The 13,795-nt window shown below is 43.3% G+C and carries 13 protein-coding genes; 9 read left to right on the top strand and 4 right to left on the bottom strand.

Annotation, left to right across the window (positions count from 1 at the left end; genetic code table 11):
- Both MUP17_06275 and MUP17_06270 read left to right on the top strand, forming a co-directional pair.
- Window positions 1–1,168: UvrB/UvrC motif-containing protein (locus MUP17_06275; protein MCJ7458577.1), on the top strand; the 1,168-nt coding region annotated here is incomplete at its 5' end.
- 448 nt (window positions 1,169–1,616) lie between these two features.
- On the top strand, window positions 1,617–4,595 hold the full coding sequence (locus MUP17_06270) for a S8 family serine peptidase (protein ID MCJ7458576.1): 2,979 nt from the start codon (window positions 1,617–1,619) through the stop codon (window positions 4,593–4,595).
- 53 nt (window positions 4,596–4,648) lie between these two features.
- On the opposite strand, the gene MUP17_06265 is transcribed toward MUP17_06270, so the two are convergent.
- From MUP17_06265 to MUP17_06250, 4 genes are all read right to left on the bottom strand, one after another.
- Window positions 4,649–5,110, bottom strand: a complete 462-nt coding sequence (locus tag MUP17_06265) for a DoxX family membrane protein (protein MCJ7458575.1) — start codon at window positions 5,108–5,110, stop codon at window positions 4,649–4,651.
- A gap of 7 nt (window positions 5,111–5,117) precedes the next feature.
- Entirely contained in the window at window positions 5,118–5,633 is a 516-nt protein-coding gene (locus MUP17_06260; protein ID MCJ7458574.1) for a rhodanese-like domain-containing protein, read from the bottom strand.
- 5 nt (window positions 5,634–5,638) lie between these two features.
- Window positions 5,639–6,370: a DUF1573 domain-containing protein gene (locus tag MUP17_06255; GenBank protein MCJ7458573.1), complete on the bottom strand. Its 732-nt coding sequence runs from the start codon at window positions 6,368–6,370 to the stop codon at window positions 5,639–5,641.
- A 214-nt stretch (window positions 6,371–6,584) separates the two neighbouring features.
- Window positions 6,585–7,076, bottom strand: a complete 492-nt coding sequence (locus MUP17_06250) for a QueT transporter family protein (protein ID MCJ7458572.1) — start codon at window positions 7,074–7,076, stop codon at window positions 6,585–6,587.
- Between the two features lie 252 nt (window positions 7,077–7,328).
- Between MUP17_06250 and purD the strand changes: the two genes are divergently transcribed.
- From purD to MUP17_06215, 7 genes are all read left to right on the top strand, one after another.
- Window positions 7,329–8,612 carry a phosphoribosylamine--glycine ligase gene (purD, locus tag MUP17_06245; protein MCJ7458571.1) on the top strand — a complete coding sequence of 428 codons (1,284 nt, stop codon included), beginning with the start codon at window positions 7,329–7,331 and terminating at the stop codon, window positions 8,610–8,612.
- Between the two features lie 140 nt (window positions 8,613–8,752).
- Complete coding sequence (gene purE, locus MUP17_06240; GenBank protein ID MCJ7458570.1) at window positions 8,753–9,205, top strand: 5-(carboxyamino)imidazole ribonucleotide mutase; 453 nt, start codon at window positions 8,753–8,755, stop codon at window positions 9,203–9,205.
- A 68-nt stretch (window positions 9,206–9,273) separates the two neighbouring features.
- A complete protein-coding gene (locus tag MUP17_06235; protein MCJ7458569.1) occupies window positions 9,274–9,636 on the top strand; it encodes a four helix bundle protein in 363 nt (120 codons plus the stop codon).
- Between the two features lie 65 nt (window positions 9,637–9,701).
- Window positions 9,702–10,259, top strand: coding sequence for a LemA family protein (locus MUP17_06230; protein ID MCJ7458568.1), 558 nt, complete (start codon window positions 9,702–9,704; stop codon window positions 10,257–10,259).
- A 66-nt stretch (window positions 10,260–10,325) separates the two neighbouring features.
- Window positions 10,326–11,174, top strand: coding sequence for a hypothetical protein (locus MUP17_06225; GenBank protein ID MCJ7458567.1), 849 nt, complete (start codon window positions 10,326–10,328; stop codon window positions 11,172–11,174).
- Window positions 11,175–11,324: 150 nt separating this feature from the next.
- Window positions 11,325–12,224 carry a zinc metalloprotease HtpX gene (gene htpX / locus MUP17_06220; protein ID MCJ7458566.1) on the top strand — a complete coding sequence of 300 codons (900 nt, stop codon included), beginning with the start codon at window positions 11,325–11,327 and terminating at the stop codon, window positions 12,222–12,224.
- Window positions 12,225–12,347: 123 nt separating this feature from the next.
- Window positions 12,348–13,613 carry a hypothetical protein gene (locus MUP17_06215; GenBank protein MCJ7458565.1) on the top strand — a complete coding sequence of 422 codons (1,266 nt, stop codon included), beginning with the start codon at window positions 12,348–12,350 and terminating at the stop codon, window positions 13,611–13,613.
- Window positions 13,614–13,795 lie beyond the last annotated feature (182 nt).

Genomic DNA, 13,795 nt, shown 5'->3' with positions numbered 1-13,795 from the left:
TCAGAGGTTAGAATCCAGGACTAAGTTTGACTTAGAGATGATGAGGGAGATCGGCTACTGTCCTGGAATAGAGAATTACTCCCGACATCTGTCCGGCAGAAAACCTGGTCAAAGGCCTTACTGTCTTTTAGACTTTTTCCCTGAAGATTATCTGATGATTATAGATGAATCGCATCAGACCGTTCCCCAGATCAGAGGGATGTACGCAGGGGACAGGTCCAGAAAGGAGATTCTGGTTGAATACGGGTTCAGGCTTCCTTCAGCTTTAGATAATCGTCCCCTTTTCTTCAAGGAGTTCGAATCCATGATCCATCAAGTTGTTTTCGTCTCTGCTACACCAGCCGAGTTCGAGTTGGAGAGGAGCAAGGGGATGGTGCTTGAACAGCTCATCCGTCCCACAGGTCTAATTGACCCCAAGATCACTGTCAAGCCCCTGAAAAACCAGGTGGATGACCTGATGGAGGAGATAAAATCAAGAGTGGAGAGAAAAGAAAGAGTCCTGGTAACCACGCTGACCAAAAGGATGGCTGAGGACTTGGCAGATTATCTTTCCCAGTTAGGGATAAAAGTCAGATACCTCCACTCTGAAATAGATGCAATAGAAAGGGTAGATATCTTGAGGGGTTTACGCTTGGCAGAATTCGATGTGCTCGTCGGGATAAACCTTTTAAGAGAGGGTCTGGACCTGCCAGAGGTGTCACTGGTTGCTATCTTAGATGCAGACAAGGAAGGTTTCCTGCGCTCGGAAACATCCCTCATCCAGACTGCAGGCAGGGCGGCAAGGAATAAGGCCGGGGAGGTGATTATGTATGCTGATGCAGTTACAGACTCGATGAGAAAGGCGATCAGCGAGACCAACCGGAGAAGGAAAATCCAGGAGGAATATAACCAAGCTCACGGGATCACTCCACAGACGATCTATAAGACCAGAGAGGAGATTCTGAAAACCACCGCATTTGCGGATTCCAGGACCGAGTCCACAGTCAAAGAGGAGAAGATGGATTATCTGGACTTTTTGACCTTAGAGGACAAAATCGAGCATCTGGAAAAAGCGATGCGGAGCGCTTCCAAAAACCTGGATTTTGAAAAAGCGGCTTTTTACCGGGATGAGCTGAAGAAACTAAAAGAAAGCTATAAAACAAAAAATAAGAGAAATCGAAGGTTTTAATTAAGTCTATTTTTTTCGTAGGGGAGGGCGTGTCCCCTCCCTTTTTTTATTCTGAGTGAGCCTCACCCTTGCCCTCTCCTTATAATAAAAAGGAGACTTGGCATGTTTCTAAGGGAATAAATAGTTGCGTTATCTTTTCAGGTAGGGGCACAGCATGCTGTGCCCCTACACTCATAAAATCTGTAATCTAACATTTTTTACCTATGCAAGTGGATGCATTTTTTTTATTGCCGTTTGCATAAGAGAACTCTCCTGTTTGAAAATTTCGCAATTTGCAAAAGGGCTTCCTAAAAAATTCTGCTTGACAATCATTTTATCTTATTATAACCTCAGAGCTTATGAAAAGGTTTCTAATTGATAAAACCAGGGATCAACTGTTGCACATTTTTATCCCAGAGGCAGAGGATTTGCTTTAAATTGAGTAGAATCATAAACTTGAGGGGAGAAAATGAAACTTCTTAAAGCAAATTCAATCCTAATAACTTTAATCATCTTAGATTTTTCTTACTCTTTCTCTGGTGAGGTAAGCCCGGATCTGAAAGAGAAGTTTAAAGCCGTAAAGGAAGACGAATACCTGTCCTGTCTGGTGATGTTGAAAGATCAGGTTGAGCCAAAAGATTTAGTGCTTAATAAAAAATTAAAAACACAAAAAGAGAGACATTCCAGCCTGATCTACCAGCTCAAAAGTAAGCCGGAAAATACCCAGAGAGAACTTCTAAAATATTTGGATGAACAGAAAAATAACGGCTCAGTTAAAAGCTACCAAAGTTTCTGGATTGTCAACGGGATTCTGATATCTGCGACTAAATCAGAAGTCGAGAAAATCGCTTCACGTTCCGAGGTGCAGTTGGTTTCTCCTAACTATCCCGTTTCACTTATCGCTCCGGTGTCCGAAGCGATAAGCTCATCCAAAACTGGTGGAATAGACTATTTTCAGGCAACTGGAACAAGAGAATTGTGGAAAATGGGCTACACTGGCAAAGGCAGGCTGGTCTGCGGATTCGATACCGGAGTGGAATGGACGCACCCGGCTCTTTTCCATAACTGGAAAGGAGGCTTGCAGGGAGGGAACAGCAGCGCCTGGTTTGATCCCTACGGTTCAAGTTTTCCAGTTGACGCTAACGGACACGGGACCCATACTATGGGCATTATGGTAGGAATGACTCCATCTGAAACCTTAGGGGTGGCATATGACGCAGGCTGGATTGCCGCCGGAGTTATAGATCGGGGGAAGAGTTTTGACCAGACCATAGCAGATATCCTGCAGGCTTTTCAGTGGGCTATAGACCCGGACGGAAATCCCCAGACAACAGATGATGTGCCGGATGTGATCAATAACTCCTGGGGTATACCTTTAGCAGCCAAGCCTCCATGTGACCAGACCTTCTGGTCAGCGATCGACAACCTCGAAGCTGCCGGGATTGTAGTTATGTTTGCTGCCGGAAATGAAGGTCCTTTTCCTATGTCCATAAGGACTCCTGCTGACCGGGCTACCTCACCGACCAATAGCTTCTCAGTGGGAGCAGTTGATAATCGATACCCGGACTTTCCTATCGCCTCTTTCAGCAGTAGAGGTCCATCAGGCTGTGATGGTATAAGCATTAAACCGGAGATCTCTGCACCAGGGGTGGGAATTCGCTCAAGCTATCTGAATGGAACCTACAAAGCTTTAAGCGGGACATCATCTGCGGCTCCTTTCATCGCTGGAGGAGTTGCTTTGCTCAAAGAGTTTAACCCTGAGGCTACAGTTGAGGAGATAAAAAACGCCCTGCTTCTTTCAAGCACTGACTTAGGCCTGGCAGGCGAGGATAATGATTACGGCTGGGGATTGGTCAATCTGAAAAAAGCTCTGGATTTTATGCCGCCGCCTCCTTTTCCTAAAATCTGGCTGGACAGTAATTATGTGGAAAGCGATACACAGATTTATCCGGATGGTAGAACAAGATTAAAACTCTTCCTGGTCTTGAAAAACTATGGGGCAAGAGTTGATTCACTGAATGTTGTCCTTGAGAGCGTGGACTCATTAATCACCCTGGAAAAAGATAGCTTGTATTTTGATTCCATTGGTTCTAAGAAGGCAGAAGTCAATCTCAATTCTCCCCTGGTTTTATCATGTGGAAATAATCTTCCTGAGAATTACCAGACCTCTTTCCAGCTTAAGCTTTTCGATAATTCCGGAAACTATTCTGATTCCCTGAAGTTCTCATTGACTCTGAATTTAACCTCGAGTCGCAACATAGGAACGCACGATATCGGGAACTTAGCCTTTACACTATCCAATCTGGGGAGATATGGTTTAGGCGAGGGTTCAATTTGTCCTGCAGGAGGGAGAGGTTTTAGATTTCCCAAATCCGGAAAAGACAATCTGTTTGAGGGTGCTTTTTTAATTGGCAAATCCAGAACCCAGGTGATGGATGCGGCAAGAGACGGAACCGGCAAATTCTCCAAAGGTGATTTTGTCCCGTTGGGTGACTTTAACATAACTGTACCTGGAAAAATCTCAGACCAGGATGGGATAGGGGTTTTCTCAGATAGCGGGGCAATAAATCCAATCGGATTGGAGATCGAGCAGAGAAGCTTCGCTTTTGCCAATCCTCCGGATGACGATTATATTATTTTGGAGTTCACTTTGCGGAATAAAACTGCTGATACTCTTAAAGACATTTACCCGGGACTTTTCTTTGACTGGGATATAAGTCTTTCTTCTCCTGTGAATGATAGAGTCATGCTGGACACAGTTGAAGGCATACCTATAGCTTATCAATATAATTCTGCTTCCTCCTTATATCTGACTGTCCTGCCTCTAAGCCAGGCTCCGGCTTCAAACAAACTGATAGATAACCAGCTCTGCCTTTTTGATGGTTTTACTAAAGAGGAGAAGTATTTATACTTGAGCGGTGATACCCTATTACCCTCAGATACCTCTTCAAGTTTTTATGCGGGAGACTGGTCAATGCTTTCATCTGCGGGACCTTTTGTCATTCCATCACAGGAAAGCACAACTGTTGCTTTTGCAGTGGTAGCGGGGAATGATATTTCTGACCTTAAGGAGAATGTCAAAGCTGCTAAGATAAAATATTACGATGTAAGAACGGATGTAGAATCAGATGAAGAGGTTTTAATACCAAATAGCTTTAGTTTAAAGCAAAACTATCCCAATCCGTTCAACCCTTCCACCACCCTGCCCTTCAGTTTAAAGGTTCAAGGTTCAACGTTCAAGGGTCCCATCCACACCACCCTCAAGATTTACAATATCTTGGGGCAGCTGGTGAGAACACTATTGGATGAGGAGAAATTGCCCGGAAGATATGAGGTAGTCTGGGATGGAAAAGATGACAAAGGCAAAGAGGTCACAAGCGGAATTTATTTCTATCGCCTGGAATGTTCCGGAAGTACCGAAACAAGGAAGATGATTTTATTGAGATAGATTTTTTTTGTAGGGGCAATTCATGAATTGCCCCTAGGGGCTACAGGCTTGCCCTACGATTTTTTCTGAATAATTTTCTGAAGGCTCAGGAAGTCTCGGTTATAAAAAAGAATCTGCAGGCTCATCAAAAGCAAGACCAAATCCCGGATTAAAAGCCAGGCACCTTCTTTTTTGGCATTCGGGTCAGTGGTGAAACAGCCACAGGCGATGTCGACCCCTTTTAGGAAATTCACCGATAAGGCGATAGTGAAGCTGACCAGAAGTAAACCGAGGAGGATCGAAGAGCTCTCGATAAAAAGTCCCAGGATCAGGAAAAGACCACAGAATAGCTCTATCCAGGGCAAAGTGATGGCAAAAATGTTAATAAAAGAACCTGGCAGGATTTTGTAATTATAAACTATGCGGGCGAACTGGTCCGGATGCACAATCTTGTCCAGGCTGGCATAGAGAAAGGTTATTCCGACTATCAATCGAAAAAGTACAACCAGCCATTTATTGCCTATCAATTCTCTCATAAGAAAGCTAATTGGATTTTTGAACCGGCAGTCCGGCCTTGTTCCACTCGGTCCAGCCTCCGAAGAAAATCTTCAAGTTCCCAAATCCTTTGGTCTTCAAAAGTCGAGCCAGGAAAAGACTGGCTTCGCATTCTGTCCCATCGCAATAGGTGATTATATTCTTATCTCTTGATAGCAAAGGCTCGACTTTAGGGTAATACTGTTCAAACTCCTCAAAAGGCAGGTTCAGAGCCTTAGGGATGTGACCGGCTTTATAATCTGGCTCCAATCTGGCATCCAGAAAAATGGTGCTATGAGTCTGGAAATAGGTCATAGCCTGGCCCAGGCTTATTGCTGGGGGGTCGTCCTTTGAATAAGAATAGGGAACAATCAGGCTATCGGAAACTGCTTTTTTGCTCCAGTTTCCTTTGACTGTGATTCCTTCTATTGAGATTGAATTGTATGCAACTCCAATGATAAGGGAAAAAAAGACTATTAAAATAGCCTGAAGAAATATCCTGGACGAACCTTTTTTTAAGCTCATCTATTTTATTTGGAAAGGATGATTCCGCTGATCGGAAGGGTGTATCTGGTTTTCTCAGAGCCCTGTCCGGTAGAGCCTCCTGAAAAATCAAGGGTCAGATTGGTCTGGAAAGGACCAGGGGTGGCTTTACGATTTACCTGCAGCAGGATCTCAGCCTTTTCCTTAGGATTTAAACTGTTTTTTGAAATCTGGAAATCAATGAACTCCTTGGGTTTTTCTGCCACTGCTATCTGTAGAGGAGAAGTAGATTTGCTTAATATGGTGACTTTCATTTGGTTGTTTTTTTCTACCCTTATGGAATCAAATTTAACCTGTGGAGGATCGACTTGAAATAGTGGAAACTCATTTTCTATATTAGCAGTGAAATTAATATCCGAGAAGTTTGAGGTGTCTGAGGAAAAAATAGCTACCACCAGAGTCTTAGAACCCTGATAGTTTCTTGAGCTGAAGATAACCTCCAGAGAGGTGCTGTCCTTGGGAGCTAGGATGTCTTTCTTCAAAGGGGCATAGGTACAGGCACAGCCAGGTCTGACCTTTATGATCTGCAAGGTGTCATCCCCGGTATTCTTGATCAGGAAAAAATGGGAGACAACCGCATTTTGCGGGATGTAACCAAAATCCCACTCCTTTTCAGGCATAAAGATCTTCGGACCTATGACTGGCTTTTTTTGTGCCTGGGATGAGGAGAAAAGTAATAAGAAAAGAAAGATCGGGTAGAAGTAGGTTATTTTTTTCACAATTATCCTCCAGTCTTTCATCAGTTCATTTATAATAAGATTACGCTTTAAGAGATTAACAGTTGGGGGTCGATTTAAAAAAGATTAGGAAAGGTTGTCTTCATGGTAGGGGTTCAGGATTTTGAACCCCTACCGTTATTCAATCTACACTATTTAGTAGGGGCAATTTCCAGATGGATCCAAGTGGACATGAATTGCCCTTAAAATTCTTTTCTTATATCCTGAAGAAACCTGTCCAGCTTTGACGGCTGAGTATGATCTTCAGAAGAGGATAACCTATTAGGTAACAGGCTACTATTTCCCCGGCACCTACATAAACGACTGTTAACCAGTAAGGCAATTTGAAAAGAAAATGCAGATAGAGACTTACGCCAAAAGCGTTAAAAAGAACAGGGGGAAGAGGAGCAAGTACTGGTTTCCTTTTTTTGGATAAAAGGTAGGTGAAAAATCCTGCTATTAGAGTCAAAAAGCTTCCACCTACTATGTCATAAATACCCAGCCCTCCATATATATTTGCCAATAAACATCCCAGGAAAAGCCCGGGGATTGCGGATGAGGTTAAATAGGGGAGGACAGTCAGAGCTTCGGAGACTCTAATCTGAACAGGCCCGTAACTTATGGGTGCCAGAAGTATGGTAATTACTGCATAAAAGGCTGCAATTATTCCAGCCTGGGCTATATACTTAGGCGAAAAAGTCATAGGCATCGATTTTCGGGTAAAGAAAGGTCAATAAGTAATGATTGTCAATGAAAAATGATCAGTCTAAGGGATGCCAGCTCAAGCTCACATAGACCAAAAAAAGTTCATAGCCACTTTAGTGGCGTATATTTAGCCTGACTAAAGTCAGTCGGAAAGCGCTGTCCACAAAAAAATCCTTGCCTTTTGGGTTTGATTAGGTTTATTATTAATCTCAAATTTTCAAGAGTGGGTTTTTAGTTTTTTTCAGGAGAGATAAAGATGAAGATTCTAGTTGTAGGGAGCGGGGGAAGAGAGCATGCCATCGCCTGGAAACTTTCCCAGTCTCCGCTGGTTAAAAAGATTTACGCCTGTCCGGGAAATGCCGGGATAGCCAGTCTGGGAGATTGTATTGAGATTTCTTCTGAGGATATCAAAGGGTTAGCTGATTTTGCGGAAAAGAATTTAATTGACCTGACTGTGGTTGGACCTGAACAGCCCTTGATTCTGGGGATTGTGGATGAGTTCGAGAAAAGAAAGCTGAAGATCTTTGGACCTAAAAAAGAGGCTGCTTTGATCGAGGGAAGCAAGGGATTTGCCAAGGAATTTATGAAGAGATATCATATCCCAACTGCCAGTTTCAAGATCTTCGAACAAAAAGAGGAGGCAATAGATTTTGTTCGTTCTTCAGAATTCCCTTTGGTGATCAAGGCAGATGGTCTGGCTGCGGGCAAAGGAGCCTTCGTAGTGGAGGACTTGAAAAGCGCGGAGGAGGCAGTGGAGAAAGTGATGGTGCAGAAGATCTTTGGAGAAGCCGGTAGTAAAGTGGTGGTGGAGAATTTCTTAATCGGCGAGGAGGTGACAATCCTGGCATTTACAGATGGCAGGACTGTTCTACCTATGGTCTCCTCTCAGGACCACAAGAGGATCTATGACGGGGACCGGGGACCAAATACCGGGGGGATGGGAGCATATGCTCCGACATTGATAGTAAACGACAAGATGATGAAAAAGATTACCGAGGAGGTCCTGGAACCTGCCATCTTCGGGTTGAATAAGGAAGGGAGAGTCTTCAAGGGGGTTTTATATGCAGGTCTGATGATTACCGAGATGGGACCAAAGGTTATAGAATTCAACTGCCGGTTTGGTGACCCTGAGACTCAGGTAGTCCTTCCTCTGCTGGAGAGCGATCTGGCCGAAATTTTCCTTTCCATTGTGGAGGAGGAATTAGATCTGCAGGACGTGAAGTGGAAAGAAGGCTCAGCCGTATGCGTGGTTTTAGCCTCAGGCGGTTATCCGGATAAGTATGAAAAAGGGAAGGAGATCTTCGGGCTGAACAGAGTGGGGAATTCCAATGTACTGGTTTTTCATGCCGGGACTAAGAAGGCCGGCAATAGGATTATTACGAACGGGGGAAGAGTTTTGGGGGTAACCGCTTTTGACCAGACCATGGAAGGGGCACTGGGTAGAGCCTATTCCACAGTAGATAAAATAAGGTTTGACGGGATGCAGTACCGACACGATATCGGGTATAGGGCTACGAATGTGAGGAGAGAGTACTTTTGATAAAGGTTTCAAGGATTGAAGGGTTTAAGGGAAAAAAACAGTGAGTAGGAGTGCAAAAGCTTGCTTTTGCGAGCAGTAGAGGTTGTTTCATTGCGAGCCCGTAGGGCGAAGCAATGACCGGATTAATTTGAGGAAACAATATGAAGAAAAATCAAGTATTAATCGTTATGGGAAGCGAATCAGACCGGGAAGTGATGAATAAAACGGCTGAAGTTCTTTCAGATTTTGGAATCGGTTATGAGATAGTAGTTTCCTCTGCCCATCGCAATCCGGAGAGGACCAGAAAGTTGGCAAAAGAGGCGGAAAAGAAAGGGATAAACGTGATTATAGCGGGTGCCGGAATGGCGGCTCATCTGCCCGGAGTTATAGCGGCTCATACAAAACTACCGGTCATTGGGGTACCTTTGCCTTCACTTCCTTTTAAAGGGATGGATTCTTTTTTTTCCATCTTGCAGATGCCCTCAGGTGTGCCGGTAGCCACTATGTCAGTAGGCTCATCCGGAGCAAAAAATGCTGGGATTTTAGCGGCAGAGATTCTGGCGCTGTCTGACGATAAATTAAGAAAAAAGCTAAAGAAAGTAGGTAGTAGGTAGTAGATAGTAGACAGGGAAAAGAAAGAAGATAGTAGATAGCATATAGTAGATGGGGAAAAGATAGAATTATGAATAAGCAGGGAAAGGCAGAGAGGTTTGAGGATTTGGAGGTTTGGAAAAAGGCTCACAAACTAGTTTTGGGAATCTATAAGCTTACCAGAGATTTTCCAAAGGAAGAGAAGTTCGGGCTTGTTTCACAAATGCGTAGGGCAGCGGTTTCGGTACCGGCAAATCTGGCGGAAGGCTTCAAGAAGCGAAGCCTGAGAGATAAATCCAATTTCTACAACATAGCTCAGGGATCAATTGAAGAACTGCGCTATTATCTGATTTTAGCGAAGGATCTAAATTATGTTCCAGAGAATCAGGAATTAATAAACGCAACTGAGGAAATAGGTAGAATGCTGCACGGACTGATTAGAAGTATACAATAGACAGAGTTGAGTAGTTCCCTATATGCTGTCTACTACCTACAACCTACTTAAACCAAGGAGGTAAGATGTTAATCACTTTGTTTTTCTTGCTGATCGTCATCGGGGTGCCGATTCTGATAATAATCGGAATCTACAACCGGCTGGTGGTTTTGAGAAACCGGGGGGACAATGCCTGGCACCAGATCGATGTGCAGTTGGAAAGAAGGGCGGATTTAGTGCCGAATTTGGTCGAAACGGTAAAAGGGTATGCGACTCACGAGAGAGGAGTTTTTGAGGCAGTTGCCAAAGCCAGGACTCAGTGGGCACAGGCAGGTACTGTTAAGGAAAAAGCTGAAGCCAGCGATATGCTGACTTCTGCACTCAAGACTTTATTCGCGGTGGCAGAGAATTATCCGGAGCTAAAAGCCAACCAGAATTTCCTGATGCTTCAAGAGGAGCTGGCCGGAATCGAAAGCAAGATCGCTTATGCCAGGCAGTTCTATAACGATACGATTCTCTCTTACAACAATGCCCAGCAGGTCTTCCCCTCCAGCATCATCGCCAATATGTTCAACTTTAAACCAAGAGAATACTTCGAGGTGGAGGGAGCAGCCAAAAGAGAAGTACCGAAGGTAGGTTTTTAAAAAGGTCTAAAACACAGTGATAAATGGTAGGTCAGACATTCTTGTCTGACCCCTGAACAGGCAGGAATGCCTGTTCTACCGGATAGAAACCCGGTATGTCAGACATTCCTGTCAGATACAGAAATTAAGAGGCTCTACATGAAAATCCCAAAAGCCAAGGCAATTGAACTAATTGATAAGAAGATAAAAAAATTTGAGGATATTCTGAAAGAAGCTACTTATGAGAAAAGTTATAATGAAAATTATGATTTAGCATATAGTGGAACCGAGATGCTTCTTTCTGAACTATTTTCTAAAGAAGAAGCAAAGAATTTCAGAATAAATGTGACAAAACCATTTGCACTTCCAATTGTTGAAGAACCCAGTCACTCAGAACAATTAGCGCAATATCAGGGTCATATAGAGGTATGCATATCACAATTAAAAGCCTACAGAGAAAGAATTGAAAATTTTCGGAAAGATGAGGTTAAGAAAGCTAAGACGAAATCTTTAATCCCATTTGTATCAATGAGTTTTAAGAACGCAGATAGAGGCGTTAATCAATATGTCATTGGAATTCTGGATGCACTGAAAATTAAGTTTAAGACAGGAGAGAGATATTCCAAGCATAGTATACCCCAAAAAGTGAAAATGAAAAGTAGAATCCGTAGTTCTGATCTTCTTATTAGCATTTTTGTTAAACGGGATAAATTAGCTAGTGGAGGTTATACGACCCCCACATGGTTAATCAAAGAGCTCAATTTTGCACAGGGGAAAGGAAAAGATGTCATTGCATGGGTCGAAAAAGGCATCAAGGATATCGCCGGATTGAACTTGGAGAAAGAGCTTATTTACTTTGAGCGAGAAGATGTAAAAGAGATGGAAAAAGCTACAATAAAATTCCTTGAAGCCTTAAAAGAACACCAACTGATTTAAATCCAATATGTCTGACAATAAGAGTCGAAGAATTGAAGGCACAGACAGGAATATCTGTGCTACCGAGTGAAGGTCTGTTGCTGGAAGGTCAGACATTCCTTCTGACCTTAAAGAGAGAACAGACAAGAATGTCTGTTCTACCGAGGAAGTATGATTTATGAACAAATAACAGAGAACAAAAGAAAAAGCTTTTTGTTACTTGTTCTTTTCATCGCCTTTATCGTGTTCTTAGGGTGGGTTTTTGGGGAGGCCTATAATGCGGGCGAGACTGGAATTATCTTGGCTGTGGCTCTTGCCATCATCATCTCCTTTGTCACCTTTTTCTACGGAGATAAGATGGTCCTGGGTATAAGCCAGGCAAGGCCGGTTGATCCTAAGGAAAACCCGTATCTTTACAATACCATCGAGGGATTAGCAATTGCGGCAGGGGTTCCAGCTCCTAAAGCTTATATCATCGACGATACAGCTCCGAATGCTTTTGCCACTGGCAGAAATCCGCAGAATTCAGCTATTGCGGTGACCACTGGTCTTTTGCAGAAGATGAACCGTCTGGAACTGGAGGGGGTCATTGCTCATGAGATGTCGCATATCAAAAATTATGACATCCGCTATTCAACTCTGGTTGTCGTCCTTGTCGGGACTGTAGCCTTACTTTCTGACTGGATGGGAAGGAGTTTTTTTTACGGAAGAGGCAGAAGAGAAGGTAGAAGAGGCGGTGGAAATGCCATCATCCTACTTTTAGCCTTAATCCTGGTGATCTTAGCTCCGATTATCGCAAAACTTCTTCAGTTAGCCATTTCCAGGCAGAAGGAATATCTAGCAGACTCCTCAGGCGCTTTGCTCACCCGTTATCCGGAAGGGCTGGCTTCTGCCCTGGAGAAAATCTCCAAAGATACCGAACCATTAGAGGTGGCAAATAAAGCAACTGCCCATCTTTATATCGTTAACCCGTTACTGGACCACCGGAGCAAATTGAACAACCTTTTCGATACTCATCCGCCGACTGAAGATAGGATTAAGAGGTTAAGGGCGATGTCGTTCGTTAAGTGACAAATGACAGACAAAAGAAATGTGCGCGTAGCCGAGCCTTAAGGGCTCAGCAGCCGATAAAAGCTTTACGGCTCTGAAGCAGAGGTCAAAAACCTCTCCTTCGCTTTGATTCTTAGGAGAAAAATGGGGAAAAAGCTTTTCATTTTCGAAGACGACAAGTTCTCAAACTTCTATCCCTTGACTTACAACCGCCCGGTTTATGAGCTTCTAAGTGGCATTCTGAAAGTCAAGGATAAGTTAATCCAGCTTTATCCTGGGGCTGAGGTCTCCCTCCTCTGCCGGGATTATTTAGCTGAAGTCTTGAGACAGAAGACCTCTTACAAGGTCAATAACTTTAACCTAAAAAAAGAAGACCTTCTGCTCTTCCTGAATGGGCGGATGTTAGCAGAAGAGAAGCTTCCTCTAAAGATAAATTTCTCAACAAAAGAAAGAGCATTTACCTCGAAGGGTGAACTTCTGGCTTTATGTCTGAAAGGTGAGGATTTCAAAAAATACGAAGCTGAGGTTAAGACCCTATATAAGAAAACGAGTATTGAGTCGATATTAAAAAAGATAAAGAAAGTTGAGATTAGGTTCGAAGTCGTTAATTACCTCTGGGATCTTATTAGACTAAATCCCGAGGAGATCATAAAAGATTTCAGAAGGTTAAGCAAGGTTAAGAAAAATGACTTCAAAAAGGGGGTTGAATCTTCAGTTAAAATCTATAATCCAAAAGATGTTTATGTTGGTAAAAATTGCCGCATAGATGCTTTCGTGGTTTTAGATGCCAGAAAATGTCCGATTTATATTGATGAGAATGTGGAAATTCAGTCTTTCACCCGAATAGAAGGTCCATCCTGTATCGGCTCGAATAGTGTTCTGATGGGAGCGAAAATCAGGGAAGGGACAAGTACAGGACCTTTCTGCCGAGTAGGTGGAGAAGTAGAGAATTCAATCTTCTCAGGTTACGATAACAAGTATCATGACGGCTTTTTAGGTCATTCCTATGTGGGAGAATGGGTGAATTTAGGGGCAATGACCACTAACAGCGATTTGAAGAATAACTACGGCAAGATTAAAGTCCTTTTGAACGGAAAAGAGATCGACACAGGGCTAATCAAGGTTGGCGCAATGATTGGCGATCACGTTAAGACCGGCATCGGGACTTTACTCAATACCGGAGTGTATATCGGATTTGGCTCAAATATTTTCGGTGGAGGGATGGTTAATGAGAAATTCGTCCCCTCTTTTAGCTGGGGGAGTGTTATGGGATTTACCGAGTACAAGCTGGAGAAGATGATCGATACGGCAGAAATTGTGATGAAAAGAAGAGGGGTAAAGTTAACTTCAAAAGAAAAGAAGCTTTTCTCTGTATTGTTTGAATTAAGCAAACGGGAAAGGAGACTATAGCAAAAAAAGATGGAAGGCTGAAGTCTTCGCCAGGATCCTGCGGACAAGACCTTGACGGCCTTCCGCTACAATTACTCGATAGATGTAGCGGAGGTCTTCAGACCTCCACCACAGTAGGGCAAGACTTCTGCCTGGCAGAAAAAAAAGCCCGATGGGCCCTACAGAAGATTAATCAGTCATTG

The organism is Candidatus Zixiibacteriota bacterium (genome assembly GCA_022865345.1).
Lineage (GTDB): Bacteria > Zixibacteria > MSB-5A5 > MSB-5A5 > RBG-16-43-9 > RBG-16-43-9.
This window is presented reverse-complemented; position numbering and strand designations above follow the sequence as displayed.